At 71.7% G+C, this 26,483-nt stretch carries 27 protein-coding genes; 11 read left to right on the top strand and 16 right to left on the bottom strand.

Annotation, left to right across the window (positions count from 1 at the left end):
* Positions 1-98: 98 nt before the first annotated feature.
* Positions 99-2,522 carry an endopeptidase La gene (lon, locus tag OG522_RS12665; protein ID WP_329463070.1) on the top strand — a complete coding sequence of 808 codons (2,424 nt, stop codon included), beginning with the start codon at positions 99-101 and terminating at the stop codon, positions 2,520-2,522.
* A gap of 151 nt (positions 2,523-2,673) precedes the next feature.
* Here the strand turns inward: lon and OG522_RS12660 are convergent, their stop codons facing one another.
* Together OG522_RS12660 and OG522_RS12655 are read right to left on the bottom strand one after the other, a co-directional pair.
* Positions 2,674-3,486: a trypsin-like serine peptidase gene (locus OG522_RS12660; RefSeq protein ID WP_329463069.1), complete on the bottom strand. Its 813-nt coding sequence runs from the start codon at positions 3,484-3,486 to the stop codon at positions 2,674-2,676.
* 126 nt (positions 3,487-3,612) lie between these two features.
* The gene (locus OG522_RS12655) at positions 3,613-4,467 is read right to left on the bottom strand and encodes a lysozyme (protein WP_329463068.1); all 855 of its coding nucleotides are present in this window, start codon (positions 4,465-4,467) and stop codon (positions 3,613-3,615) included.
* Between the two features lie 344 nt (positions 4,468-4,811).
* Here OG522_RS12655 and OG522_RS12650 point away from each other — a divergent pair, with 344 nt between their 5' ends.
* On the top strand, positions 4,812-5,264 hold the full coding sequence (locus tag OG522_RS12650; protein WP_329463067.1) for a MarR family winged helix-turn-helix transcriptional regulator: 453 nt from the start codon (positions 4,812-4,814) through the stop codon (positions 5,262-5,264).
* Between the two features lie 118 nt (positions 5,265-5,382).
* Here the strand turns inward: OG522_RS12650 and OG522_RS12645 are convergent, their stop codons facing one another.
* Entirely contained in the window at positions 5,383-6,153 is a 771-nt protein-coding gene (locus tag OG522_RS12645) for a hypothetical protein (protein ID WP_329463066.1), read from the bottom strand.
* A gap of 403 nt (positions 6,154-6,556) precedes the next feature.
* Here OG522_RS12645 and OG522_RS12640 point away from each other — a divergent pair, with 403 nt between their 5' ends.
* The 5 genes from OG522_RS12640 to OG522_RS12620 are packed head-to-tail and all read left to right on the top strand — an operon-like array spanning position 6,557 to position 12,078.
* Complete coding sequence (locus OG522_RS12640) at positions 6,557-9,283, top strand: sensor histidine kinase (RefSeq protein ID WP_329463065.1); 2,727 nt, start codon at positions 6,557-6,559, stop codon at positions 9,281-9,283.
* Complete coding sequence (locus OG522_RS12635) at positions 9,280-9,795, top strand: roadblock/LC7 domain-containing protein (protein ID WP_329463064.1); 516 nt, start codon at positions 9,280-9,282, stop codon at positions 9,793-9,795. The genes OG522_RS12640 and OG522_RS12635 overlap by 4 nt, the downstream gene beginning before the upstream one ends.
* Positions 9,796-9,824: 29 nt before the next feature.
* Positions 9,825-10,199, top strand: coding sequence for a DUF742 domain-containing protein (locus OG522_RS12630; RefSeq protein WP_329467560.1), 375 nt, complete (start codon positions 9,825-9,827; stop codon positions 10,197-10,199).
* Positions 10,177-10,797 carry a GTP-binding protein gene (locus tag OG522_RS12625; RefSeq protein ID WP_329463063.1) on the top strand — a complete coding sequence of 207 codons (621 nt, stop codon included), beginning with the start codon at positions 10,177-10,179 and terminating at the stop codon, positions 10,795-10,797. The genes OG522_RS12630 and OG522_RS12625 overlap by 23 nt, the downstream gene beginning before the upstream one ends.
* Positions 10,798-10,842: 45 nt before the next feature.
* Complete coding sequence (locus OG522_RS12620) at positions 10,843-12,078, top strand: styrene monooxygenase/indole monooxygenase family protein (RefSeq protein WP_329463062.1); 1,236 nt, start codon at positions 10,843-10,845, stop codon at positions 12,076-12,078.
* On the opposite strand, the gene OG522_RS12615 is transcribed toward OG522_RS12620, so the two are convergent.
* The 4 genes from OG522_RS12615 to OG522_RS12600 form a co-directional block, all read right to left on the bottom strand.
* Positions 12,051-13,253 (bottom strand): C40 family peptidase, encoded by a 1,203-nt coding sequence (locus tag OG522_RS12615; RefSeq protein ID WP_329463061.1) that lies wholly within the window; start codon positions 13,251-13,253, stop codon positions 12,051-12,053. The genes OG522_RS12620 and OG522_RS12615 overlap by 28 nt on opposite strands.
* A gap of 100 nt (positions 13,254-13,353) precedes the next feature.
* Positions 13,354-13,653 carry a hypothetical protein gene (locus OG522_RS12610; protein ID WP_329463060.1) on the bottom strand — a complete coding sequence of 100 codons (300 nt, stop codon included), beginning with the start codon at positions 13,651-13,653 and terminating at the stop codon, positions 13,354-13,356.
* Positions 13,654-13,663: 10 nt separating this feature from the next.
* Positions 13,664-14,383 (bottom strand): TetR/AcrR family transcriptional regulator, encoded by a 720-nt coding sequence (locus OG522_RS12605; RefSeq protein ID WP_329463059.1) that lies wholly within the window; start codon positions 14,381-14,383, stop codon positions 13,664-13,666.
* A gap of 29 nt (positions 14,384-14,412) precedes the next feature.
* Entirely contained in the window at positions 14,413-15,342 is a 930-nt protein-coding gene (locus OG522_RS12600; RefSeq protein ID WP_329463058.1) for an AurF N-oxygenase family protein, read from the bottom strand.
* A 199-nt stretch (positions 15,343-15,541) separates the two neighbouring features.
* Between OG522_RS12600 and OG522_RS12595 the strand changes: the two genes are divergently transcribed.
* Positions 15,542-16,642 carry a ferritin-like domain-containing protein gene (locus OG522_RS12595; protein ID WP_329463057.1) on the top strand — a complete coding sequence of 367 codons (1,101 nt, stop codon included), beginning with the start codon at positions 15,542-15,544 and terminating at the stop codon, positions 16,640-16,642.
* Between the two features lie 120 nt (positions 16,643-16,762).
* Here the strand turns inward: OG522_RS12595 and OG522_RS12590 are convergent, their stop codons facing one another.
* The gene (locus OG522_RS12590) at positions 16,763-18,208 is read right to left on the bottom strand and encodes a penicillin-binding transpeptidase domain-containing protein (RefSeq protein ID WP_329463056.1); all 1,446 of its coding nucleotides are present in this window, start codon (positions 18,206-18,208) and stop codon (positions 16,763-16,765) included.
* A complete protein-coding gene (locus tag OG522_RS12585) occupies positions 18,205-19,596 on the bottom strand; it encodes an FtsW/RodA/SpoVE family cell cycle protein (RefSeq protein ID WP_329463055.1) in 1,392 nt (463 codons plus the stop codon). Before OG522_RS12585 ends, OG522_RS12590 begins: the two co-directional genes overlap by 4 nt.
* A gap of 96 nt (positions 19,597-19,692) precedes the next feature.
* On the opposite strand from OG522_RS12585, the gene OG522_RS12580 reads away from it, so the two are divergent.
* Together OG522_RS12580 and OG522_RS12575 are read left to right on the top strand one after the other, a co-directional pair.
* Positions 19,693-20,136: a DUF6325 family protein gene (locus OG522_RS12580; RefSeq protein ID WP_329463054.1), complete on the top strand. Its 444-nt coding sequence runs from the start codon at positions 19,693-19,695 to the stop codon at positions 20,134-20,136.
* A 3-nt stretch (positions 20,137-20,139) separates the two neighbouring features.
* On the top strand, positions 20,140-20,403 hold the full coding sequence (locus OG522_RS12575) for an SHOCT domain-containing protein (protein WP_329463053.1): 264 nt from the start codon (positions 20,140-20,142) through the stop codon (positions 20,401-20,403).
* Positions 20,404-20,412: 9 nt separating this feature from the next.
* Here the strand turns inward: OG522_RS12575 and OG522_RS12570 are convergent, their stop codons facing one another.
* The 5 genes from OG522_RS12570 to OG522_RS12550 form a co-directional block, all read right to left on the bottom strand.
* Entirely contained in the window at positions 20,413-20,754 is a 342-nt protein-coding gene (locus tag OG522_RS12570; protein WP_329463052.1) for an SH3 domain-containing protein, read from the bottom strand.
* Positions 20,755-20,843: 89 nt separating this feature from the next.
* Positions 20,844-22,190, bottom strand: a complete 1,347-nt coding sequence (locus tag OG522_RS12565) for a HAMP domain-containing sensor histidine kinase (protein WP_329463051.1) — start codon at positions 22,188-22,190, stop codon at positions 20,844-20,846.
* Positions 22,187-22,972 (bottom strand): hypothetical protein, encoded by a 786-nt coding sequence (locus OG522_RS12560; protein WP_382805579.1) that lies wholly within the window; start codon positions 22,970-22,972, stop codon positions 22,187-22,189. The genes OG522_RS12565 and OG522_RS12560 overlap by 4 nt, the downstream gene beginning before the upstream one ends.
* Positions 22,973-23,039: 67 nt before the next feature.
* Complete coding sequence (locus tag OG522_RS12555; protein ID WP_443074688.1) at positions 23,040-23,264, bottom strand: sortase domain-containing protein; 225 nt, start codon at positions 23,262-23,264, stop codon at positions 23,040-23,042.
* Between the two features lie 92 nt (positions 23,265-23,356).
* Positions 23,357-23,662: a zinc-ribbon domain-containing protein gene (locus tag OG522_RS12550; RefSeq protein WP_329463050.1), complete on the bottom strand. Its 306-nt coding sequence runs from the start codon at positions 23,660-23,662 to the stop codon at positions 23,357-23,359.
* A gap of 152 nt (positions 23,663-23,814) precedes the next feature.
* On the opposite strand from OG522_RS12550, the gene OG522_RS12545 reads away from it, so the two are divergent.
* Positions 23,815-24,618, top strand: coding sequence for a nuclease-related domain-containing protein (locus tag OG522_RS12545; RefSeq protein ID WP_329463049.1), 804 nt, complete (start codon positions 23,815-23,817; stop codon positions 24,616-24,618).
* Between the two features lie 68 nt (positions 24,619-24,686).
* Here the strand turns inward: OG522_RS12545 and OG522_RS12540 are convergent, their stop codons facing one another.
* The gene (locus OG522_RS12540) at positions 24,687-25,598 is read right to left on the bottom strand and encodes an ATP-dependent DNA ligase (protein ID WP_329463048.1); all 912 of its coding nucleotides are present in this window, start codon (positions 25,596-25,598) and stop codon (positions 24,687-24,689) included.
* Complete coding sequence (ligD, locus tag OG522_RS12535) at positions 25,595-26,479, bottom strand: non-homologous end-joining DNA ligase (RefSeq protein WP_329463047.1); 885 nt, start codon at positions 26,477-26,479, stop codon at positions 25,595-25,597. The genes OG522_RS12540 and ligD overlap by 4 nt, the downstream gene beginning before the upstream one ends.
* Positions 26,480-26,483 lie beyond the last annotated feature (4 nt).

Below are 26,483 nucleotides of genomic sequence, written 5' to 3'. Positions count from 1 at the left end.
AATGTGTGATCGCTCAGAGCGAACAGCGCCTGGGGAACATTCCTCGACTCAGCTGCATTGAGTCGGCATAGCTCAACTTGACTGCCGAAGGGGAGATCATGGCTGCTGAATCCACGGCGTACGCGGCGTACACACCGATGAGCCTGCCCGTGCTGCCGCTCGACGACGAGGTCGTGCTGCCCGGCATGGTGGTGCCGCTCGACCTGTCCGACACCGAGGTGCGGGCCGCCGTCGAGGCCGCCCAGGCCGATGCGCGCGCGGAGGCGGGGAAGCCGCAGGTGCTGCTCGTGCCGCGGATCGACGGAACGTACGCCGCGACCGGTGTGCTCGGGACCGTCGAGCAGGTCGGACGGCTGTCCGACGGGGACCCGGGCGCCCTCATCCGGGGCCGGCATCGCGTGCGGATCGGCGCCGGGACCACCGGGCCGGGCGCCGCGCTCTGGGTGGAGGGCACCCGTGTCGAGGAGATCCTCGCCGACCCGCTGCCCGGACACGTCGGCGAACTCGTCAAGGAATACAAGGCACTCGCCACCAACTGGCTCAAGAAGCGCGGGGCCTGGCAGGTCGTCGACCGGGTGCAGCAGATCGAGGGCGTGTCCGCGCTCGCCGACAACTCCGGCTACTCGCCGTTCCTGACGACCGCCCAGAAGGTCGAGCTCCTGGAGACGAGCGACCCGGTGGCCCGCCTCAAGCTCGCCACCGAGCAGCTGCGCGAGCACCTCGCCGAACAGGACGTCGCCGAGTCCATCGCCAAGGACGTCCAGGAAGGCGTGGACAAGCAGCAGCGCGAGTTCCTGCTGCGCCGCCAGCTCGACGCCGTGCGCAAGGAGCTGCGCGAGCTCAACGGCGAGGGCGGCGAGGAGGACGAGAGCGACGACTACCGCGCCCGCGTCGAGGCCGCCGACCTCCCCGAGAAGGTCCGGGAGGCCGCCCTCAAGGAAGTCGACAAGCTGGAGCGCGCCAGCGACCAGTCGCCGGAGGGCTCCTGGATCAGGACCTGGCTCGACACCGTGCTCGAACTGCCGTGGAACGAGACCACCGAGGACGTGTACGACATCCGGGGCGCACGGGCGATCCTCGACGCCGAGCACGCGGGCCTCGCCGATGTGAAGGAGCGCATCACCGAATACCTGGCGGTGCGCAAGCGGCGCGCGGACCGGGGCCTCGGGGTCGTCGGCGGCCGCCGCGGCGGCGCGGTGCTCGCGCTCGTCGGCCCGCCCGGCGTCGGCAAGACCTCGCTCGGTGAGTCGGTGGCCCACGCGATGGGCCGCAAGTTCGTGCGCGTCGCGCTCGGCGGTGTACGGGACGAGGCCGAGATCCGCGGCCACCGGCGCACCTACGTCGGCGCGCTGCCCGGCCGGATCGTGCGGGCCATCAAGGAGGCCGGGTCGATGAACCCGGTGGTGCTGCTCGACGAGATCGACAAGGTGGGCTCCGACTTCCGGGGCGACCCCGCGGCTGCCCTCCTCGAAGTCCTCGACCCGGCGCAGAACCACACCTTCCGCGACCACTACCTGGAGGTCGAGCTCGATCTGAGCGATGTCGTCTTCCTCGCCACCGCCAACGTCCTCGAAGCCATCCCCGAGGCGCTGCTCGACCGCATGGAACTGGTCAGGCTCGACGGCTACACCGAGGACGAGAAGGTCGTCATCGCCCGGGACCACCTGCTGCCGCGCCAGCTGGAGCGGGCCGGTCTCGAGTCCGGCGAGGTCGTCCTTGAGGACGCCTCGCTGCGCAAGCTCGCGGGGGAGTACACGCGGGAGGCGGGCGTGCGGAACCTGGAGCGTTCCATCGCCCGGCTGCTGCGCAAGGTGGCCGCGCAGCACGAGCTGGGCGACCAGGAGCTGCCGTTCACCATCGCTCCCGACCATCTGCGCAAGCTGATCGGCCGCCCGCACCACGTGCCCGAGTCCGCCCAGGACCCGGCCGAGCGGCGCACCGCGGTGCCCGGCGTGGCCACCGGCCTCGCCGTCACCGGCGCCGGCGGCGACGTCCTGTTCGTGGAGGCCTCACTCGCCGACCCGGAGACGGGTGCGGCGGGCCTGAACCTCACCGGCCAGCTCGGTGACGTGATGAAGGAGTCCGCCCAGATCGCGCTGAGCTTCCTGCGCTCGCACGGGGCCGAACTGGAGCTTCCGGTGGGCGACTTGAAGGACCGGGGCGTACACGTCCACTTCCCGGCGGGCGCGGTCCCCAAGGACGGCCCGAGCGCGGGCATCACCCTGGTCACCGCGCTGTCCTCGCTCCTTTCCGGGCGGCTGGTCCGCACGGACGTGGCGATGACCGGTGAGGTGTCCCTGACGGGGCGGGTGCTGCCGATCGGCGGCCTGAAGCAGAAGCTGCTCGCGGCGCACCGGGCCGGGATCACGACCGTCGTGATCCCCAAGCGCAACGAGGCGGACCTGGACGACGTCCCGGCGGAGGTGCTGGAGAAGCTGGAGGTGCACCCGGTGACGGATGTCCGGCAGGTGCTGGAGATCGCGCTGGCCCCGGCGGAGGTCGTGGTGGCGGCGGCCGCGTAGCGCGACGAGGTCGCCGGGGGCCTGCTTCAGGCCTCCGGTGACCGCCCGGCGCGGCGGGGCCGCAGGGGGCTCTACCCCCGGCCCCGCTCGCCAAGTGCCGGAGAGAACGAAGTCCGCCGGTATGAGGCCTTCCGGGGTGGCCGTGGCCGCCTCAGGCCCGAGTGGCCCGCTCGTACAGTGAGTGGGCCCTCGCGTCGAACGGGGCGGCCGTGGACTCCGCATCCGTGTCGCCGCCGCTCAGTACGCCTATGATCCGCCCCGGCCGGTCCGGTCCCTGGTAGCTGATCAGCCAGGGGCTGCCGCTCGTGCCGTCCCAGAAGCCGCCGCACCGCATGCGCATCATCGCGGGCTCCTGGGGGTCCCGCGCGGCGTTGGTGGTGCACATGATGGGACGGTTGTCGGGGTTGTGGTCCTCCACCGGATAGCCGATCACGGTCACCCGCTGGTCGGTGCCCGCGCCCCACTCGGGCGTCGAGGCGCCGACCACGCTCTGGACGCTCCGGCCCTGGGCGTCCGGCTCGACGGTGAGGAAGGCGAAGTCCACCGAGTCCTCCTGGTCCGCGTTCCACTTGTCGTCGACCTGGATGGCCCGCACCTTCCACTTCCCGTACGGGTACGTGCCCTTGGCGGCGCCGGAGAAGCCCGGCGCGAATTCGAGCCCGTCGGGCGACAGGCTGGCCGGGCAGTGGGCGGCGGTGGCGATGACGTTGCCCCGCGGGCTGTCCACCACGCTCGCGGTGCAGTAGTGGTCGTCGCCGCTGACCAGCACGCCGACCGACGGGATCTTCGGCGCGGCCACGGCGGCGGTCTGGATGCCGGGCGGGGAGGACGCGGGCGTACCGCTCGCGCTCGGGGAGCCGCCCGCCTGCGGCGATGAGGCCGCCGGTCCGCCGCACCCCGCGCCACCGACCATGACGGCCGTGACCAGAGCCATCACCCGCCCCACCACTCCCAGCCTGTGCATGGCTCCATCCTTGCGCATGCCTCGCGGGAGAGGGAGGCAGGTGTGCGACGTGCTGGTCCGTTTCGGCGCGACGAAAGGCCCCCGGCGCACGAGGCGCCGGAGGCCCGGTCCCCGGGGCGGATCGGGTCAGCCGTTGGCGAGCGCCTGCAACCGGTCGTAGGCGCCGTTGAAACGGGAGTGGTCGCCGACCGTCGGGCCGGACGAGGTGTACTGCCACATCGTGTAGTAGCCCCACCCGGCCGGCAGCGTGCCCGGGTCGGTGTTGTAGCGGGCGATCCAGAGCGGGTGGGTGGAGCCGAAGGCGCCCGAGTTGCCGGTGCACTGGCTCCACCAGCTGGCCGCGGTGTAGATCACCGCGTCCCGGCCGGTGCGGGCCCGGTACTGGGTGAGGAAGTCGCCGATCCAACTGACCATCGCGGACGCCGACTTGCCGTAACAGGCCGCGCCGTACGGGTTCCACTCGATGTCCAGGGCGCCCGGCAGGGTCCGGCCGTCGCGCGACCAGCCGCCGCCGTGGTCCACGAAGTAGTTGGCCTGGGTGGCGCCGCTCGCGGTGTCCGGGGTGGCGAAGTGGTAGGCGCCGCGGATCATGCCGACGTCGTACGAGCCGTTGTACTGCTGCGGGAAGTAGGGGTTGTTGTAGTACGTGCCCTCGGTGGCCTTGACGTAGGCCCACTTCACGCCGCTGTTCCACAGGGTGGACCAGGCGACGTTGCCGTTGTGGCTGCTGGTGTCGACGCCCTCCGTCTGTACGGTCTGAAGCTCGCGGGTGTCGCGCGGCGGACCGCCCACACCGTCGTGCGCGGCGACACCCATGCCCATGGATGCGGAGCCGCGTGCCGGGGTGCCGGCGGCGCCCGCCGGCCCGTCGGCGGCACCCGCCGGGCCGGTGAAGCCGAGGACGAGGGCGAGGGAGGAGAGGAGGATCCCGGCCGCGGCAATGGGTCCGCGGCGGGCCGTTCCGGATCTGTGCACGGGCATTGCGTGCCTCCGAAAGGCTCGGTGGGGCTGGGGACTTGACGGCCTGGGTCGACATGCCGACGTGTCGCTGTGGACATGTCAGGAAAGACGCTACGCACGTAGACCGCTGGCGCGAAAGAGGCCCCAGGGTATGCCGTTGGTTCAGACCTGTGGCGGTGGCGACACGCTGCGACAACGGCGTGGCCTGGAAGAAACTTTCATCCGCCGTTGGTCCGGGCGTCATGCCCGCCCGCCGCCGCCTCATGACGAGCCATGTCCGGGGTCCGACTTCGGACTCCGGGGCCGCCGGCGTGCCGGGGGCACAGCATGCTGGGAAATACTGTGCCGTCACGACACACCACGCAATGGGAGCCGATGTGCACGGTCCGGATCAGGAGTTCCTCGCGCTCGAACGCGAGCTGGCGGTCTTTCTGCGGCGGGCCAGGGCCTCGTCCGGTGAGATGGCCCGCGAGGTCCACCCCGAGCTGGAACCGGCGGCGTACGGGCTGCTCGTACGCCTTGAAGAGGCGGGGCCGCAGCGTGCGACCGAGCTTGCCGGGTACTTCGGCGTGGGCAAGGCGACGATGAGCCGACAACTCCACGCCCTTGAGGACCTCGGGCTTGTGGCCCGGGAACCCGACCCGGCGGACGGGCGGGCGTCGCTGGTGCGCATCACCGCGGAGGGGGAGGCGCGGTTCGGCCGGGTGCGGGACGCGCGACGCGAGCGGTACGTCCGGAAGCTGGCGGGCTGGGACCGCGCCGAGATCTCCGAACTGGCCCGGCTCCTGCGGCAGCTGAACGCGGCGGCGGAAGGCTAGGTTCTTCGCTCTGCCACGGGGTGCCCGCCGGTGGCCCGGGGTGCCCGGCCTCTGCGGCGTACGAGGAGCCGGGGTCCGGGGTCCGGGGTCCGGGGGGCGGAGCCCGGGGGCGGGGGGCCTACAGCTCTGCTGCCACCACCGTCGCGTCGTCGTGGCGCTTCCCGCCCCCCACGAAGTCCGATTCCAGTTCCCTGACCCGCTCGATCAACCCCTCCGGCCCCACCTTGCGGACCAGTGCCACGCAGTCCGCCCACGAGCCCTCGTGGAACTTCTCGACCCAGCGGGTCGCCCCGTCCGTGAGGGCGAGGACCGTACGGACTCGCGATACCGGCTCGCGGCCGGTCACCGCGCGGGCCGCCACCGACGGGTCCGCCGCCGCCGTGAAGAAGCCGCCCTCCTTGTTGCGGACCCTCGCGTCGGCCACCGCGTCACTGACCAGGAAAGCCCGCGGCACCCGGTCGAGGCGGTCGTCGAGGACTGCCCGCACCGTGCCGTCGGGGGATGCGAGGAGGAGCGCGGAGTCCGACAGGACGAGGTACTCCAGCTCCGCAGCGTCCCAACGCGCCAGCACCACCGTCGCCTGAGGCGTACGCGGGTGAGAAAGGTCACAGGTGTCGACGTGGGCCTCGGCGGTGCGCCGAATGGACTCGGCCAGGATGTTCGTCAGCGTCATATCCCGCCGCGAAGCCGACAGTTCGGTCAAAGCTCCGCCGAGCCGGGCGGTGAACCAGGGCACATCGTGCACGCAGTCGCCATTGCCGGGCAGCGGCGTCACACCGTCGAGGACGACGAGCACTCCGCCCAGCCCGGACGCGGGCAACGCGGTGGCGGCCCAGTCCTCATTGGGGCGGGCGGGGTCTCCGGGGGTGGTCGCCAGCTGGATGCGCATGCGTGCCAGTCTGCACGACGCCTTCACCCGGCCTTCATGGGCCTTGACGGCTTCCGACGGATGGTGAACACCCCGTCAATTGGCCTGTACCAGTGGGTCAGCTGCGGCATTCCTGGGGGAATCCATTGCTCCGCCGAGCTGTGGGCGGGCATCTTGCCAAAGGCCGCGCGGAAGTTCCAACCGGCGTCGTGCACGACCGGGGCCGCGGATTCCGCGCGAGTTGATGGTCAACTCCCGAGTGATGTTCACTCGTTCAGGTGGCCGAGCAGTGACTACTCGTCATGACCAGTCGTCACCTGGGCTTCCTTGGTGGACTGGCGAACACGAGTGAAGATTGAGAGCACCGGTGCAGAACAAGCGGCCTCGGGGCAACGACGGAACCCGCGCGCAACGCACCGTAGGGGTGCGCAGTCGCCTGGTCGTATCCGTCGCCGTTGTCTCCCTCACCGTGCTCGGAGCGGGTGCGCCCACCCTCTTCGCGGCCTCCGCGGACCTCACGGACTCGCAGCACCTGGTCACCCTCGCCCAGCTCGACCAGCAGGCGGTCAGCCTCGCGCACGCGCTCGGTGACGAGCGGGACGGCGTCACGCAGTACGTCGCGGGCGGCAGGCCCAGCGGCAAGGACGCGGCGCTCAAGGAATCCGCGGCCCGCGTCGACCGCCAGATCGACGAGATCCGCGCCACCGCGCCCGCCGGTCTCGCGCGCGACCTCGCCACCGTGCCCGCCGTGCGCCGCACCGCGCTCACCGGCAAGGGCTCGGCCCTGGAGGCGCAGCACGCCTACTCCGACGTCATCGCCAAGCTGCTCTCCATCGCCGACGAGCTCGCCGCGCGCACGCCCCCGCGCGCCGCGCAGGACGTCCGGGCGCCGGGTGCGCTCGGACGGGCCGTCGAACAGGCCTCGGTCACCCGCGGTCTGCTGCTTGGCGCGCTCTCGGTGCCGTCCGGGTCCACCGCCAAGGTGTACGACCCGATCGCGGGCAAGTACGTACAGAAGGAGAAGGACGACGGCGATGCGGGCCGGGCGCGGGACGCGCTGAGTGCCGCCGCCCAGCAGGCGCACGTGCGCGAGCAGTCCGCGCTGGCCGACTTCGACCAGGCGGCCGGCGCCGACGCCCGCGACAAGTTCGCCACCACCGTCACCGGTCCCGAGGTGGAGGCCGCCGACGGCTTCCTCACCCGCCTCACCGACCAGCCCCAGCTCAGCCCCGCCGAGCGCAAGTCCGACCCGGCCGTGGTCGGCGCCGCCCTGTCCGCACGGATCGACCGGATGCGCGGCGCCCAGGCGGCGCTCGCCACCTCGGAGGTCAAGCGGTTCGAGCAGCTGCGGGACGACGACGTGAGCGCCCTGGAAATCAGGATCGGACTGGTCGGCGCACTGCTGCTGCTCGCCATCGGCGTCTCCTCGGCCACCGCGCGCAGCCTGACCCGCCCGCTCGCCGTGCTGCGGCGCGGCTCGGCCCGGCTCGCCGAGGCGCCGCAGAGCGAGGAACCGGTGCGCTTCACCGGCCGCAACGACGAGTTCGCCCGGGTCGTGCAGTCGCTCAATGAGCTGCACGGCAAGTTCACCGAACAGCACACCCGGGCCGGCGAGCTCGACCAAGACCTCGTCAAGCAGCGCGGCCGGCTGTCCCGGCTCGCCGCGGAGAAGGCCGAACTGCTCAGTCAGGTCCGGGAGTTGACCGCCCAGTTGGAGCGGGCGCAGGGCACCGTCAAGCACGCCTTCGTCAATCTCGCGCTGCGCAGCCTCGGTCTGATCGAGCGCCAGCTCGGCGTCATCGAGAGCCTTGAGGAGCGCGAGGAGGACCCGGACCAGCTCGCCGTCCTCTTCAAGCTCGACCACATGGCCACGGTCATCCGCCGCCACGGCGAGAACCTGCTGGTCCTGGCCGGCACCGAGCACCACCACAACCACCCGGGCCCGGTGCCGCTGGTCGACGTCATGCGGGCCGCGGTCAGCGAGATCGAGCGGTACGAGCGCGTCGCCATCCAGGCCCTGCCGCCGCACGCCCAGGTCGCCGGTTTCGCGGCCGACGACCTCAGCCATCTGGTCGCCGAGCTGCTGGAGAACGCCGCCTCCTTCTCGCCTCCCGAGGCCCAAGTGCAGCTCTCCGGCTGGCAGTTGGAGGGCGGCGACATCATGCTCTCGGTCCAGGACGAGGGCATCGGCGTGCCCCCGGAGCGGCGAGCCGAGCTGAACCGGCGGCTCGGCGACCCGTCGGCGTACGAACCGGGCGAGCCCGGCACGGAGGCGGGCGGCCTCGGTCTGCACGTCTCGGCGCTGCTCGCGCGGCGGCACGGCGTACGCATCGAGCTGCGCGAGCAGAAGCAGGGCGGCGTCGCGGCGGTCGTGGTGTTGCCCGCGTCGATCCTGCCCACCGCCGCGCCGGCGCCCGGTCCGCACACGGCCGGGGGCGACGCCCCCCGGTTCACCCTCCCGGGCGCGCTCGCCGAGGCCAACTCCAACGTCCTGCCGGAACGCACGGAGCGCTCGGGCGAGGTCACCCGGCCGACCCCGGCGCAGCCCGCCGAACCGACGAAGCCGAGGCAGAGCGCGGAGCCGACGCAGGCCACGGAGCCCACGGACCCCGCCGCGCTCACCGGGCCCGCGGAACCCACGGAGCCCGTGGACCCCACGGGGCTTTTGGAGTCCGCCGCGTTCACCGGGCCCGCCGGATCGGCCGAGCCCACAGAGCTTTCGGCACCCGCCGAACCCACCGAGCCCGACCGGCTCCCGGGATTCACCGAGCCCACCGAGCTCCCGGACCTCCCCGAACCCACCGAGTCCGACCGGCTCGCGGGGGTTGGCGGGTCCGCCGGGGCCGAGTCGGTGCCCGTTGACGAGCCGACCTTCGAGATGCGGCTCCCCGAGCCCCGTTCGGTCGAGCCCGAGCAGCGGGTGACGGACAAGGGGCTGCCCAAGCGGACCCCGAAGGTCGTCTCGGCCGGGCCCGCGACCACGCCGGAGCGTAAGGGCGGCACCGATGCCGCCGAGGCGCTGCGGCGCCGGCTCGGCAAATTCCAGCAGGGTGCGAACGAGGGCCGCCGCGACGTGGCGGCGGAACTCGAAGAGACCGACCAGCAGGCAGACACGGACACGGGGGAGACAGTCGAGGAGGTACGCAGATGAGTGCGACCGGCACCGGGACCGGTGGGCCCCGCAGCGGCGCGTCCGGAACCGGCACGATCGGAGCGAGCACCGAGGCCCGCAATCTGCAGTGGCTGCTCGGAAACCTGGTCGAGGAGGTGCCAGGGCTCATCTCCGTAGCGGTCGTCTCGTCGGACGGGCTGCTGCTGCTCTCCTCCGACCCGGAGCAGCGCCAGGTCACCGTCCGCAGCCAGGGCCCGCGCGGCTCCAGCGCCGACCTCGCCACCATCGTCTCCGGCATCGGCAGCCTCACCGTCGGCGCCGCCCGCCTCATGGAAGGCGGCCACGTCAAGCAGACGATGGTCGCGATGGAGGAGGGCAGCGTCTTCGTCATGTCCATCAGTGACGGCTCGCTGCTCGGCGTACACGCCACCCCGGACTGCGACATGAGCGTGGTGGCGTACCACATGGCGCTCTTCGTGGGCCGAGCCGGACACGTCCTGACCCCCGAAGTCCGCAGCGAGCTGCGCCAGTCGATGGAGGCCGCCCAGTGACCCCCGCCGCGATACCCCCGAGGCTCCCGATGCGGGGCGCGGACCGCAAACCCGCCCGGGTCCGCCCGTACTCGCTCACCGGCGGCCGCACCCGCTTCGGCCACGTCCTGCTCGTGGAGACGTTCGTCGCGGCCATCGAAGCCGCCCCCGAACGCAGGGAACTCGGCGGCAGCCAGGCGCGGATCATGCCGGAGATGCTGGCCATCGTGGAGATCTGCCGTGCCATGCGCACCGTCGCCGAGATCTCCGCGCTCCTGAAGATGCCGCTCGGGGTGGTGCGGGTGCTGCTCAGCGACCTTGCCGACCAGGGAAGAATCCGTGTGTACGGGACCGGGCACGGCTCCGGGCAGCCCGACCGCGCACTGCTCGAAAGGGTGTTGGGTGGACTCCGCCGTCGCCTCTGAACCCCTCGAACCCGCCGAGGAGTTGCTGCCCTGGCAGCAGGACCGCAGCCGGGCCCCCATCGCGACGAAGGTCGTGGTCGCGGGCGGTTTCGGCGTGGGCAAGACGACCTTCGTCTCCTCGGTCTCCGAGATCACCCCGCTCCAGACGGAGGCGGTGATGACCCGGGCCAGCGAGGCCACCGACGACCTGACGGCGACCCCGGACAAGCTGACCACCACGGTCGCCATGGACTTCGGCCGCATCACCCTTGACGACGACCTCGTCCTGTACGTGTTCGGCACGCCGGGCCAGCAGCGGTTCTGGTTCATGTGGGACGACCTCGTGCGCGGCGCGATCGGCGCGGTCGTCCTCGCCGACACCCGGCGCCTGACGGACTGCTTCCCCGCCCTCGACTACTTCGAAAGCTGCGGGATTCCGTACGTCGTGGCCGTCAACCACTTCGAGGGCACCGAATCCTTCGAGGCCGTCGACGTGCGCGAGGCGCTCACCGTGGCGCCGCACATCCCGGTGCTGATCATGGACGCACGTAACCGGACCTCGGTGATCGAGTCCCTGCTGAGCCTGGTGGGCCACGCGCTGGAACTCAGCCCCGAATAGTCACCCCCCACCCCCCGTCACGCACTCAACGGAGAACGGTTCCGCATGCGCAGAATACTTATCGTCGGCGCCGGCCAGTCCGGGCTTCAGCTGGCCCTCGGACTGCAGGCGCAGGGGTACGAGGTCACCCTGATGTCCAACCGCACGGCGGACGAGATCCGGTCCGGCCGGGTCATGTCCACGCAGTGCATGTTCCACACCGCGCTCCAGCACGAGCGCGACCTCGCACTGAACTTCTGGGAGTCCCAGGCCCCGCGCATCGAAGGCGTCGGCGTCTCGGTCGCCGCCCCCGACTCGTCGCGGCCGATCGACTGGGTGGGCCGGCTCGACGGCTTCGCCCAGTCCGTCGACCAGCGGGTCAAGATGGCCGGCTGGATGGAGACCTTCGCCCAGCGCGGCGGCCAGCTGGTCATCCACGGTGCGGCCGTCTCCGACCTCGACTTCTTCGCCCGCACCTACGACCTGGTCCTGGTCTCCGCGGGCAAGGGCGAGCTGGTCTCGATGTTCGGCCGCGACGCGTCGCGCTCCCCGTACGCCGAGCCGCAGCGCGCGCTCGCCGTGTCGTACGTCCACGGCCTCGGCCCGCGCCCCGAGCACCCCGACTTCGACGCGGTGCGCTGCAACCTGGTCCCGGGCGTGGGCGAGCTCTTCATCATGCCGACGCTGACCACCTCGGGCCGCGCGGACATCCTGTTCTGGGAGGGCGTCCCCGGCGGCCCCCTGGACGTGTTCAACGGCGTGCAGGACCCCGCCGAGCACCTCGCGCTCACGCTGGACCTGATGAAGCGGTTCACGCCCTGGGAGCACGCGCGGGCCACCAAGGCCGAACTGACCGACGCGGGCGGCACGCTGGCGGGCCGCTACGCGCCCACGGTCCGCAACCCCGTCGGGCGGCTGCCCGGCGGCGGCCTGGTGCTCGGCGTCGCCGACGTGGTCGTCGCCAACGACCCGATCACCGGCCAGGGCTCCAACTCGGCCGCCAAGTGCGCCGCTTCGTACCTCTCCTCGATCGTGGAGCACGGCGACGCGGAGTTCGACGAGACGTGGATGCGGGCCACCTTCGACCGCTACTGGGACACCGCCCAGCACGTGGTGAAGTGGACCAACGCGATGCTGGGCGTCCCCCCGGAGCACGTCCTGAACCTGATCGGCGCGGCGGGCCAACTCCAGCCCGTGGCCGACCGGTTCGCCAACGGCTTCGACGACCCGGCGGACTTCGAGAACTTCTTCTTCGACCCGGAGAAGACCGGCGCCTACCTGGCCGAGGTCGCGGGGGCGTAGTCCTCCTTGGGCCCGGACCCGGCCGAGTACCCCGTGTCCACCCCCTCCGTGGCGCCCTCCGGGAGCTTCGGGGGGTGGTACGAGGACAGCGGGGCCGCCGCCGGGTCCGGGCGGACCGCGCCCAGGAGGGGGTTCGCGGCGATGGGGGAGACCTTGACCCGGGTGCCGGGGCGGGGAGCCTGCACGACCAGGCCGTCGCCCAGGTACATCGCCACATGGGTGGCCTTGGGGAAGTAGATCACCAGATCCCCGGGGCGCAGCGAGTTCAGCGGGACGCGCGGCAGTTCGGCCCACTGCTCCTGGCTGGTGCGAGGGATCGAGCGGCCCGCGTGCGCCCACGCCTGCGAGGTGAGCCCCGAGCAGTCGTAGGACTCGGGGCCCTCCGCGCCCCACACGTACGGCTTGCCGATCTGGTCGACGGCGTACGCGAGTGCCCGGTCGCCCTCCGACGAAGGGGCCCGCGTGCCGCTCAGCGCGCCCGACGCCAGCAGGTTCTGCTGCGCGGTGGCGGTGCCCTGCCGTTCCAGGCGGGCGAGTTCGGACAGCTGGTCGGGGGAGAGGTCGGCGAGGAGCTTCTCCACCTGCCTGAGCCGGAGCTCCACGTCGTCCTTCGCCTGCTGTTGCCGCCTGGCCAGCGCCTCCTGCTCGTCCAGCGCCCGGCGCGAGGCCTGTGCGAGCTCGGCCGCCTGCCGCTCGCCGCGGGCCAGGCGCGCCACCGCGGCCTGCCGGTCGCGGGCCGCGCGGTCCAGGACCTGGCGCTGTTCGAGCGCGCTCTGCGGATCGCGGGCCAGCAACAGCCGCATGTAGGAGGAGAGTTCGCTGCGACCACCCTGGTACTGCGCTCGGGCCAGCTGCCCGGCCGCGCCCCGGCTTCGCGCCAGCGCGCTGCGCGCCGTGGCGAGCGAACCCGCCAGCTGCTTCTCCTCGGCCTGGCGACGCTTCAGCTCGACATCGGTCGACTTGTACGTCTCGGTGGCCTCCTCGGCCTGCTGGTACAGCGTCCGGAGCCGGGTGAGGAGCGAGGTCGGCGACGCCAGGGACGGCTGCTCGGGCAGCGCGGCCGAGGACTCGCCGGGCGGCTGCGGAGCGGCACCCGCGGGCGGGGCCGGCGCCATTGTCACCAGCGCCGTGGCGACGGCCGCCGCCGCGCACACCGAGCGCACGCGACCTGACATGTGCTCACCTCCGGTCAGGCGCCGGTCCGTCCGGCGCCATCGGATCGTGGCACGCCCGCTCGGGACGGGCTCGGCGAGAGAGGTGAACGGGGTATTCGGCTCACTCGTGCGGTGGCAGGCCGGTGTGGGGGCTTGCGCCGGGCCCCTTCTTCGTCCACGGCCAGCGGCGCGGCTCGCGGCCCTCGGGTACGTACGTGTACTTCCAGCCGCGCGGCAGTCCGAGCCGTTTGCTGTGGGAGGCCGGTTCGAGCCGGTAGGCATGGACGGTCGCCGGGCCGCCGCCGGGATCCGGCACGGGCACCTCGTACCACTGCGGCGGCTTGCCGGTCGGGCCGGTCAGGACCGGCAGGACGCGCCCGTCGAGGGGGCCGCCCACAAAAAGGGTGTTCTCGCTTCGCACGCCCCAAGTCTCACAGCAGGTGCGCGGCCTCGCTCACCACGGGTATCACCCGGCGGGCCAGCACACCGGCCGCGCCCTCGGCGGACTCCAGCGCCAGCGCGGACTTCACCACCCGTGCGGTCTGCTCGTCGGTGGCGGCCGTCGCGGTGAGCAGCGCCACCAGATGGTCCACCAGCCAGTCGCGCAGTTCGGGCAGCGCGGGCTGCTTGTCCTCGTCCAGCCAGATGAGGGAGGCCGCCTCGACGGCCGCGATCCAGGTGCGCACCATCAGCCGCAGCCGCGGACCCGGGTCCGCCACCTGGAGGTGGACCAGGATCTGCTCGGCCGCCGCGCGGCGTACCTCGTCCACGATCGCCGTGGTCCGGGACGTCTCGGCCACGCTGCCGCCCTGGAGCAGCGCGGAGAACCCGGCGTCGTGCTGGTCGACGAAGGCGAGGTAGCGGTCGAGCGCGCGGGCAAGGCGACGGGTCAGCGGTCCGCTCTGGACCTCCGCGAAGCACAACTCCAGCTCGTCGGCGGCCGACCGCAGGGCGGCCTCGTACAACTGCTGCTTGCCGCCCGGGAAGTAGCGGTAGACCAGCGGCCGTGACACGCCCGCCGCCTCCGCCACGTCGTCCAGGGACACGTCCTTGGGCGCCCGGTGCGCGAAGAGCGAGAGCGCCGCGCCGAGGAGCTGGGTGCGACGCTCCTCGACGCTGAGCCTGCGGTACGCGGGGGTGGCGGAGGTCATGAGTGCAGCGTAATCCTCCGGATCGGGGTTTACGCCAGCAGTCCGGAGCTCTTCCAGAGCCGCCGGCTCACTCCGTTGAGTACGCCTATGTCGTCCAGGAATTCCGTGAGGCGGCCCGCGCCGCTCTGCATGACCTCGCGGCGGTGGCCGCTCGCCTTCACCTGGGCGACGGCCTCCCGGCGGTCGAGGCCGACGTTCTCGTACACCTTCGGGTTGACGAAGCAGGTCGCGAAGACGCGGGCGGCCTCGCCGCAGCTGAGCCGGGTCAACTCCCGCTCCCAGCGCGGCGCGGTGACCATCTGACGCCTCAACTCCTCGCGGGCGTAACGGACATGGCGCGCCTCCTCCACCACGTGGATGCGGGTCACGCCGCGCACGAGGGTCTGGACGCGCTCGTCCGGGAAGGTCAGGCGCTGCATCCAGTCGAGGATCTCCTCGCCGAGCAGGGTGGCCGCGAAGGAGCCGGGGGTGGTGGAGACGGTCTTCAGGACGCGGGCGAGGTTGTGGTAGACCCGCGGCACCGGGTACGCGGGCGCCCCGCCCTTCTTGATCATGCGGGCGAACATCATGGAGTGGCGGCACTCGTCGGCGATCTCGGTGAGCGCGTACCGGACGTGGTTGCTGGTGAGCGACTTGTCGTAGATGTGCCGCACCAGGAGCTGCATCAGGATGATCTCGAACCAGATGCCGAGCGAGGCGAGCGAGGCGGCCTCGTGGCGGGCCAGGTCCATGCGCTGTTCCTCGGACATCCTGCGCCACAGCGGGGTGTCGTACAGCGAGACGAGCTCGGGCGGCCAGAACCACTTCCCGTCCTCGACGGGCGCGTCCCAGTCCAGCTCACTGTCCGGGTCGAAGGAGTGCTTGGCGGACGCTTCGAGCAGGCGCTCGGCGACCTGCTCGCGGTCCCTGAGCAGGCCGAGTGCGTCGCGCAGCGCATCGCGTTCGGTCACGGTGGTCATGGGTCGGGGCACCTCGTGGCTGGGTTACCGGGGGGTCGTCTCTTATGAGACTGCTTGTCAGCAAGGCCGTCAATCCCTTGCGCGCGACTTGTTGACCCGGCGTCTACCACCGTGTGAACCTGCCAACTGCACAACGTTGTGCAGAAGTTGGACCGCCGTCCAGCCGCCGGGCGCGGTCCGTGAGGCGAAGGAGCCGCACGTGTCGACGCATGACCTCTATGTGAACGGCCCGCAAGAACCCTGGCAGGTGCCGGCCTCCGGCGCCGCCCGCTTCAACTGGGACTACGACGACGGGCGCGACCGGCTGCTCGCCCTCTACCAGAAGGGCAAGGACAAGCAGTGGGACGGCGCCAAGCGCATCGACTGGGCCCTGGAAGTCGACCCGTACGACCCGCTGGGCACCCCCGACGAGGCGATGACCCTGTACGGCAGCCCGTACTGGGACAAGATGACCGAGCGGAACAAGGGCGATCTGCGGCGGCACTACACCTCGTGGCAGTTCAGCCAGTTCCTGCACGGTGAGCAGGGCGCCATGGTCTGCGCGGCCCGCATCGTGGAGTCCGTCCCCGACCTCGACGCGAAGTTCTACTCGGCGACCCAGACCATGGACGAGGCCCGGCACGCCGAGATCTACGCCCGCTTCCTGCACGAGAAGATCGGAATGCTCTACCCGGTCAACGACAACCTCCAGGGACTGCTGGGCGACACCCTGCGCGACAGGCGCTGGGACATGCCGTACCTGGGCATGCAGGTCCTGATCGAAGGCCTGGCGCTCGCGGCCTTCGGCATGATCAGGGACACCACGGACAAGCCGCTCCCCAAGCAGATCCTCGCGTACGTCATGCAGGACGAGGCCCGGCACGTGGCCTTCGGGCGGATGGCTCTGCGCGACTACTACAAGGAGCTCTCGGACGCCGAACTGCGCGAACGCGAGGAATTCGTCATCGAGGGCTGCTATCTGATGCGCGACCGGCTGCGCGGCGTGGAGGTCCTGGAGAACTTCGGCATCCCGAAGAAGGAGGCCGAGAAGCTGAGCGAGGAGAGCGAATTCCTGCACCTGTTCCGCAAGCTGCTCTTCAGCCGCATCGTCCCCTGCGTGAAGGACATCGGCCTGTGGGGCGAGCGCCTTCAGAAGGCGTACGTCGACATGGGCGTCTTCGACCTGGGCGACTCCAACCTGGACCTCCTGATGACCCAGGACGAGGAGATCGCCGAGCAACTGGACAAGGAGCGCTTCGCGGCGGAGGAGGCGGCGAGGGCGTCGGAGGTGGAGGGAGCGATCGCGGAGGGAACGGTCTGAGGACTTCCGTGCCGGTCGCGCCATCCCGCCAAAGGCGCGACCCGGCTCCACCTTTTCGTCCGGTGATCACGGATTCCCGCTGGGTGGGCCGAGCCCCCCTGTCACCGCGGGCCGAGGTGCTCACTTTGCCAGGGCCGCCGCCATCACCGCCTTCGCGATCGGTGCCGCGTCGCCGCCGCCGCTGACGTCGCCCCGCTTCACCGACGCGTCCTCCACCACGACCGCCACCGCGACCGCGGGCTGAGCCGCGTCGTCGGCCTTGGCCCAGGAGATGAACCAGGCGTACGGGGTGCCGGTGTTGCCGACGCCGTTCTGGGCGGTGCCGGTCTTGCCGCCGACCGTCGCCCCGGGGATCGCCGCACTCATGCCGGTCCCGGTCTGCACCACGTCCACCATGAGCTGGCGCAACTGGAACGCGGTCGCCGGATTCATCGCCTGGCGGTAGGTCCGCCGGGCGGTCGTGGAGACGGTGCGGCCGCCCGACGTCGTCGTACGGTCCACCAGATAGGGGTACTTGAGCTCCCCGCCGTTGGCGACCGCCGCCGAGACCATCGCCATCTGGAGCGGGGTGGCCGTCGTGTCGAACTGGCCGATGGAGGAGAGCGCCAGTTGGTCCGGGCTCATCCGGGTGTCGAAGTTCGACTTGGCGACCCCCGAGGGAATCCTGATCCTGGTGTCGTTGAAGCCGAACTTCCCCACCGCGTCCAGCATTCTGGCGAGCCCCACCTTCACCCCGAGCCCGGCCATCACGGTGTTGCAGGAGAAGGTGACCGCGTACGCGAGCGAGGCGTTCTCGCAGCCGCTGACCTCGTTGGGGAGCGTGGTCTTCGTGTTCGGCAGCACATACGGATCGGGCGTGTCGGTCGGCGCGTTCACGTCGGTGACCGTGCCCGTGTCGAGCACGGCCGCCGCCGTCACGATCTTGAAGGCGGAGCCGGGCGGATATGTCTGGCGGATCGCCCGGTTCAGCATCGGCTGGTTGGGGTCCCGGGTGAGCCGTGACCAGGTGTTCGCCACGGCCCGGCCCGTCCCCGACAGCACCCCGGGATCGTAGGAGGGGCTGCTGACCAGGGCCAGGATCCGCCCCGTCGACGGCTCGATCGCCGCCACCGCGCCCTTCCTGCCGCCCAGACCGTCGTACGCGGCCCGCTGCATCGACGCCTTGATGGTGGTGACGGCCCGCCCGCCCGCCCACCGGCGATGCCACAGCGGGAACGGCGACAGGAGCGGAGAGGTGCCCGCCAGGACGCTGTCCTCGGCGTTCTCGACCAGCGTCGTGCCGTACGTCTGCGAGGCGTATCCGGTGACCGATGCGTACAGCGGCCCGTTCTTGTACGTCCGCTCGTACCGCAGCGGCTGTCCTGTGTCCTTCGAGCCGGTGACGCTCTCCTCGCCGACCATGATGGCGCCGCGCGGCTGGTGGTAACGGGCAATGGCCACCCGGCGGTTGGCCGGGTTGCTGTCGAGCGCGTCGGCCCCCAGGACCTGGATGCGGGCCGCGTTGACGAGTAGCGCCACCAGCAGCACCAGACAGAAACCGGCTGCCCGCCGGATGTACCGGATCACTTGCCGCTGCCCTCCAATGAGGTGTGATGGCGTGCGATGACGCCGGGTTCGACCACGGGCAGGGGCCTGCGGGCGCAGTCGCTGATCCGGATGAGCAGCCCCACGATGATCCAGTTGGTGACCACGGACGAGCCGCCCTGCGCGAGGAAGGGCATCGCCATGCCGGTGAGCGGGATGAGCCCCATCACGCCGCCCGCGATCACGAACACCTGGAGCGCCGGGATCGACGCGAGGCCGATCGCGAGCAGCCGCCCGAACGGGCCGATCAGGCAGAGCCCGGCCCGGTAGCCCCGGGCGACGAGGAGCGCGTACAGCAGGAAGATCGCGGTCAGCCCGGACATGCCGAGTTCCTCGCCCGCGGTGGCCAGGATGAAGTCGGACTTCGCGGCGAAGCCGATCAGGATGGAGTGGCCGAGGCCGAGCCCCGAGCCGAGCATGCCGCCGGCCGCGAAGGCGAACAGCGACTGGACGAGCTGGCTGGGGCCGAGGCCCGCCTCGATGGTGGCGTACGGGTTCAGCCAGTCGGTGACGCGGCTGTGCACATGGGGTTCCAGCATGCCGACCGCCGCCGCGCCGACCGACGCGAGCAGCAGGCCCACCGCGATCCACCCGATGCGCCCGGTCGCCACGTAGAGCATGATCACGAAGAGGCCGAAGAAGAGCAGCGAGGTGCCGAGGTCGCGTTCGAGGACGAGGACACCCACGCTCAGCAGCCAGATCGCCACGATCGGGCCGAGCACGCGTCCGGTGGGCAGTTGCAGCCGCCAGATCCTGCGCCCGGCGTAGGCCAGCGCGTTGCGGTTGGCCGCGAGGTAGGCGGCGAAGAAGACGACGAGCAGGATCTTCGCGAACTCCGCGGGCTGGAAGGAGTAGCCGCCCAGCCTGATCCAGATCTTGGCGCCGTTGACCGCGGGGAAGAACACCGGGACCAGCATCAGGCCGAGCGCGGCGGCCACCGAGAGGTAGGCGTAGCGCGCCAGGACGCGGTGGTCGCGCAGGACCAGGACGACGGTGAGGAACAGGGCGACCCCGAGCGTCGACCAGACCAGCTGGGCGGGGGCTGCCCGGCTGCCCGGGGTCTCCAGGTCGAGCCGGTAGATCAGCACCAGACCGAGCCCGTTGAGCAGCACCGCGATCGGCAGCAGCAAGGGGTCGGCGTACGGGGCGCGGAAGCGGACCACGAGGTGGGCGAGGAGGGCGAGCAGGCCGAGCCCGGCGCCGTAACGCAGGGCGTCCGGGGGCACGGCGCCGTTCTTGGCCAGGCCCACGTCCACGTAACCGGACACCACGATGAGGACGGCACCGACGAGCAGCGAGAGTTCGACCCCGCGCTGCTTGGGGCGGCGGAGCTGGGGCGGGGGGTCGTCCGCCGCCGACGGTGCGGTCATGCCAGGCAACGTAGCAAGACGGCGGGCTTATGTCCGTGTATGTCATAGGGTGCCGAGCAGCAATGCCTGACGGTCCGTCAAGGAGGTGGCCGCGTCATGGGGCCTGTGGAGTTCATCGTCCTCGCCTTTCCCGAGGAGCAGTTGAGGGTGCGGGCCATCGCCGCACTGGGTGCCCTGCGCAGGTCCGGCGCGGTCTGTCTGATCGATGCGCTGGTCGTCACGAAGACCGCGGGCGGGCAGGTGCTGGCCGCCGAGCTCGACGATTTCTCGGAACTCCAGGGTCTGCTCGGCGGCCGGGACGCGAGCCGGCTCATCGGCCCGGAGGACGTCGCCGAATCGGCCGGGCTGCTCGACCGGGGCAACTGCGCGCTGCTCGTCCTGATCGAGCACCTCTGGGCGGCGGAGGCGGCCGACGCGGTACGGGAGGCCGGCGGGCGCATCGCGGCGTCGGTACGCATCCCGCAGGGGCGCCTCGCCGAGGTGAAAGCGGGGCTCGCGGCACTGGCCGCGGCCCCTTCGACCGGACCGTCGGAGGACTGAGTCATGTACGTGAGGCCCGTCCGTCCCGAGGACCAGCCCCTGTCGCGCCCCGAGGGCGCGCCGCTGCTGCGCGGTCTGTTGTCCGGCAGCCCCGCCTATGCCGCCGACCGCCAGGCGCGGACCGCGGCCGCCGCGCCGCCCGCGCCGGTGGCCCGGGGCGGCGCGGACATCGCGGACCGGCTGAGCCGTCTGGGTGACATGGCCAGGGAAGGACTCCTTACGCCCGAGGAGTTCGCGACCGCGAAGTCCAAGCTGCTCGGTGGGTGAAGGGCCGGGTCAGCACCAGCGGGGGGCGGGCCCGATGTTGTCGATGTAGAAGGCGGAGGCCCAGGCCCAGGTGCCGTCGGTGAGCAGGTACCAGAGGTCGTTCCCGTTGACATGGTCGCCGCCGGTCTTGCAGAAGATGTGCACGATCGAGCCGTAGGGCGCCATACCGACGATTCTGCTGCTCCGGGTGGGCCGGTCACGCAGGAGCAGGCCGGACGTGGCGGTGACGCGGCCCTTGAAGTCGTGGTGGGCGGACTCCTCGGCGACGGCGGGCGTCGCCGAGGTGAGGACGGCGACGGCGCCGGTGGCCAGCACGAGGCCTAGTGCGGCAAGGGGGGAGCGCAGGGACATGGTGCCTCCTGGATGGGGCGGGGCCGCACCTGAACGGCCTTCAACTCGCCTGCCTCACATTAAATTCGCAACTTGGAGTCCGCAAAGCGTCACTTTGAGTGGGGGCTCTGCGGGTCCTCGGTGGAGCCCGGCGCGCCGGGTGCCTCGAAGCTGACGTACTCGGGGAGTTCGAGGCGGGCCACCGCCCCGCCGTCCGAGGCGTTGGCGAAGGTCAGTTGGGCGCCGAGCACCGCCGCCTGTCCCACCGCGATGGTCAGCCCGAGGCCGTGCCCCTTGCTCCCGGCGTCGGTGCGGAAGCGCTGGGGCCCGTGGTCGAGCAGGTACTCCGGATAGCCCGCGCCGTGATCGCGGACGGTGATGACCGGGCCGTGCACCGTCAGTTCGACCGGTGCCTTGCCGTGCTTGTGGGCGTTGGCGACCAGGTTGCCGATGACCCGCTCCAGGCGCCGCTTGTCGGTCTCCACACAGGCGTCCCGCACCACCGTGAGGGTGGTGTCCTGCTCGGCGGTCCCCGAGGCGACCGAGGCGCGCACCACCCGCTCCACCACCGGGGCCAGGTGCTGGAGGTCCAGGTCGACCCGCTCGCTGCCCGCGTCGAGCCGGGAGATCTCCAGGAGGTCCTCGGTGAGCGAGCGCATCGCCTGCACCCGGTCGCGCACCAACTCGGCCGGCCGGCCCGCGGGAAGCAGTTCGGCGGCGGCGTGCAGACCGGTCAGCGGGGTGCGCAGCTCGTGCGCCACGTCGGCGGTGAAGCGCTGTTCGCTGAGCAGTTTGCCCTGGAGCGTGGAGGCCATGGTGTCCAGGGCGCCGGCCACCGTTGCGACTTCGTCCTGGGGGCGGGAGGGGTCCTTGGTGCGGGGGTCGTTGACCCGGGCGTCGAGATCGCCCGCCTCGATCCGGCGGGCCACCGTCGCCGTCTGGTGCAGCCGCCGGGTGATCCGGGTGACCGCGAAGACCCCGACCAGGAGGGTCGCGCCGATGGCCAGGATGGACGAGCCGAAGATGGCCTTGTCGAGTCCGTTGATGGTGCGGGCGCTCTGGGTGTAGTCGATCTCCGCGGCGATCGCCCTGCCGTCGGCCGGCCCCGCCGCCCACATCGTCGGACGGCCGTTGTCGTCGTCGACCAGGGTGCCGCGCTTGCCGGAGACGGCGAGCGCGCGCAGCGAGGGCGGCAGCTGGGGCAGGTCGATACCGGCGTCGCGCGGCAGCTGCTCGCCGGCCTCGTACATCTGGGTGACGTCGGTCAGCTTGGCGAGCGCCTTGCCGCGGGCCTCGCCGACCGTCTGCCGGGTCACCGACACGTGCACCAGGACGCCGAGCAGTGTCGCGAGCGCGCAGCACATCGCGGTGATGAACACCGCGGCCTTCCAGGTGAGCGTCGCCGTCCAGGCGGGCAGCGGCATGCGGGGGAGCCGCGATATGCGGGGCGATTTCATGGGGCGTCCGCCGTGCTGGGGTCCGGCGGGTTCGCCGTCGGGGGCTTCTTCTTCGGCGACGGCGACTGGCCGGCGCCGGACGGACCGGGATGCTTGCTGCCGCCGGGGGCCTTGCCCGGCTTGGTGCGCACGATCTCGTCCCGGGTGGGAAGCATCGCCTGCTGGTGGTCGTCCCAGGACCAGGCGGTGCGGTACTCGTATCCGGGCATGCCGTCCGCCACCGAGCGCACGATGACGTCGCGGCCGGCCACGTCGACCCGGGTGGCCTGCTCGGAGGTGGCCATGATGCGGATCAGTCCGCCGTCCTTGGCCGGCATGTAGCAGCGCACGGCGAGCTGCTGGTCGGGCATCCTGATGCCGACGATCAGCTCGTCCTTGCCGTCCCCGGTCAGGTCCCGGTAGTAGGGCTTGAGCACCGGGCAGCTGCCCGGCTTCTGCTTGCAGGAGTTGAGCTGGCGAACCGTTTCGTCGTAGAGCCCGTCGCTGCCGCTGTAGCTGTTCGGGTGCGCCCTCACCTCGGCCTGCACCACCGCGACCGGGTTCAGCTTGTGGACGTCGCCGCCGCTCACCCTGATCCCGGGCACCTGCTCCGCGTTCGGGCCGAAGTCATTGGGGGTCGCCGTCGCGGCGGGCAGATCCGGCCACAGGCGTATCGGGCCGACGGCCGTCGGTGTGGCGCCCGAACTCTCCAGGTGCCCGGCCCCGCCGCAGCCGGACAGCACCAGAACACCCGCTGCGGTCAGCAGGGGTGCCATGAGTGCGATGCGGTGGTGGCGGGTCAAGGTGCTCCTGTCGTGCGGGGACCCAGGCTATTTCACCTTCCACCGGTCATCGCCGGAGGGCCCGGAATTACCACGCCCTCAGGAGGTCGGCATAGAAGATGATGTTGGCCGAGCGGTGACCGTCCTGGATGGGGCCGCCGCAGGTGGTGAGGCGGAGCTCGGGGCGGTCGGTCGTCCCGTAAACCTTATTCATTGGAAAGTCCTTTTTGCCCACCTGCTCGCTTTCCCTGATCTTGAATACGGCGGTCGAGCCGTCCGCCCTGCCGACCTCGATGGTGTCCCCGACCGACATGTCCCGCACATTGCGCATCAGCGCCGGGCCGTCCGCGGTGTCGTAGTGCGCGACCCGGTTCGCAGGCGCGCGGCGCCCGCCCCCCCCGCCCGCTACTGCTGGTACGGGTTCTGGCCCTGCATCTGACCCGGCTGCGGCTGCTGGCCGTACGTCTGCTGCGGCGCGGCCTGCTGCGCGAGCAGCCCGTCGGCCTGCTGCTTGGTGATCTGCTGCTCAAGACCGCAGAACGTGCACTGAGTGCGGAACGACGTGGAGAAGGGGAACAGCGGCACGAAGAACAGCGTGAACTTCGTGACGTACTTGCGCAGCGCGTGCGCGGACGGATTTCCGCAGTTGCCGCACACCAACGTGAGCATGGCGAGCTGGTGGAGATAGCGACGGGTACCAAAGATGATCATTGAGTGTTCCCCTCCCGGATGACTGTCTGCGTGTCGCGCGTCAGTGTCGCGGCCGTGACCGCCCCGCGTCCATCGTGTTGTGGGGATGGCCGCCCGGCTTATTGCCCTGGTGGGCATCGGGCTGTTCCCATGGTCGTCGTGGGGTGATGGGAATGGCAGGGCTACGGGTCACACCGGTGCACCGGCACGGACAGGCGCGACTGTACGTCAGCCTGCCCGACGGCCGCAGCGCCGCCTGGTACGACCGCGACACCGGACGCGTCTGCCTGCTGCTCACCGCCTTCCAGGACGAGGTGCTGGCCGCGCTGCGCCCCTATGTCGTCGGGGAGCTTGTCGTCGGTCCGCCGCCCGTGCCGACCCCGGCCGAACTGGCCCGGCTCTCCCTCCACCCGGACGACGACCTCGCCCCCAACCGGCCCGGCGAGGCGCTCCTGACCGAGCTGGAGCGGTACGGAGCCGCGCAGCGCTTCAGGACCGACCCGCGGCGCCGGGAGCTGGCCGCGCAACAGCACACCGGGGCCGCCCTCGAACGCCTCGAAGCCGCGGGCTGGCGGGTCCTGCACTCCGTTCCGCTGCCGGGCGGAGCCAGGATCGACCACCTCCTGGTCGGCCCGGCAGGAGTCCTCGCCATCCGCGCCCTGAACGCCCGCCGCCACCGGGTACGGATCGCCGACCCGTTGGTCACCGTGGGCCGCGCGGCCCCCGCGCCCGTCCTGCGCGGCACGCGCCACGAAGCCGAACGCGCCTCCCTGGCTCTCGCGACCGCGGTGCGCCCGGTGCTGGTCCTGGTCGGCGCGGACCGAGTGGAGCCCGGCCCATCCGGCGCCGGCGACGTGAGCGTGCTCAAGGACACCGAGCTTCCGGACCTCGCCCGCCTCGGCGGCGTACTCAAACCGGCCGACATCGAGTCCCTGTACTGGACGGCGAGGGACCGCAGGACCTGGCTGCGGGTCTGACGGGAGCCGGGACGCGGCCGGTGGCCCGACGGCGTTCGGCCCGCCCGGAGCGGGCCATGGCGTGCGGGCTATGGCATCTCGTCCGCCTCCCGCAGGCGCAGCACCACCGCCCCCGCGTGCCGCGTGGTCGCCCACTCGACCTCCGCGAGCAGGCCCGCCCGCACCGCCCGGTAGGCCACCTCGCCGCGGCCCGCCGCGACCGCCGTCCCACCGCCCTCCGCCGCCAGCGGAGCCAGCGCCCGCCCGGCCTCCGCACGCAGGGCGGCGGGCAGCGGGCCCGACACCACCGGCACGTCGTCGTCGGGCAGCACCAGCACCAGCGCGGCCGGGCGGGAAGGGCTCCCGGTGTGGCCGATCACCACCGCCTCGCGGGTGTCGGTGTGCCGCAGCTTGCGCCAGGCGCGGTGCCCGGCCCGGTACGGAGCGTCCAGGCGCTTGGCGACGAGCCCCTCGACCCCGCTCGCGGGCAACGTCTCGTACCAGGTCAGCGCGGTCTCGGCCGAGGTCGTCATCGGTACGGCCTGGAGCGGGGGGCCGAGCGGGCCGAGCACCTCCAACAGCCGCGCGCGCCGCTGCTCGTACGGCAGGGCCCGCAGATCGCGGCCGCCGTCCGCCAGGAGGTCGAAGGCGGCGTACGAGGCGGGCAGGCGGCGGGCGAGGAGGGGGGCGCGGGCCGCGGTGGCGGCCGCCCGGCGCTGGACGGCGGCGAAGTCGGTGCGCCCGCCGGTCCACACCACGACCTCCCCGTCGAGCACCGTTCCGGGCGCCAACTGGCTTGCCGCGTCGGCCAGATCGGGAAACGCGGCCGTGACGGTCCGCCCTGACCGGGCCTGTAGAACAACCCGCTCGGCCTGCCGGAACACCACCAACCGGTGCCCGTCGAACTTCGGCTCGTACGCCCAGCCCGCCCCGCGCGGCAGGGTCGCCACCGCCTGGGCGAGGGCAACGGCGAGCGGCGGTCGCAGCGGCGTCGCGGTCACGGGATCCGGCCCGCCCGGTTGAGGTTGATCAGCGGGCCCAGCAGATCGCCGTCCCGCTCCAGACGCGCCGCGATGTCGCCGATCAGGAACGTCAGCTCGGCCGGGTCGGCGCAGGACTCGACCTCCTGCCAGGACACCGGCGTGGACACCGTGGGGCGCTCCTTGGCGCGCACCGTGTAGGGCGTGGCGGTGGTCTTCGCGGCCGCGTTCTGGCTGAAGTCGATGAACACCTTGCCGGGCCGCAGCGCCTTGGCCATCTTGTGGGTGACCAGCCCCGCGAGCTCCGCTTCCGCCTCCCTGGCCAGCGTTTTCGCATACGTGGACACTCGATCGGAAGGGGTCGGCTCCAGCGGCGACAGCAGGTGCAGCCCCTTGGAGCCGGAGGTCTTGGCGTACGCGTGCAGCCCGTCCGCGGCAAGGCGCTCGCGCAGCCAGCGCGCCACCGCGCAGCACTCGACCACGCTCGCGGGCGCTCCCGGGTCGAGGTCGAGGACAAGCCGGTCGGCCTGCGCGGGGGCGTCCGCCTGCCACTGCGGGGTGTGGAACTCCACGACCAGATTGGCCGCCCACATCAGCGTCGCAAGATCGGACACCACGACCTGCCGGGCCGCCTTGCCCTCCGAGCGCGGAACCTCGGCGATCTTCACCCAGGAGGGGGTGCCGGGCGGCGGATTCTTGGTGAAGAAGTGCTGGCCCGCGGGGCCGTCCGGGAAGCGCAGGAACGACACCGGGCGGTTGTGCAGATGTGCCAGGAGCGCCCCGGCGACGGTCGCGCAGTAGTGCAGCAGCTCGCCCTTGGTGGTGCCGGTCGCCGGATACAGCACCTTCTCCAGGTTCGAGAGGGGGATCCGCCGCCCCTCCACCTCCGTGATCGGCGTCATACGA

It is taken from the genome of Streptomyces sp. NBC_01431 (assembly GCF_036231355.1).
In the GTDB taxonomy this organism is placed as follows: domain Bacteria; phylum Actinomycetota; class Actinomycetes; order Streptomycetales; family Streptomycetaceae; genus Streptomyces.
Note: the sequence above shows the minus strand (reverse complement) of the source record. Positions and strands in the feature narration are given on the sequence as shown.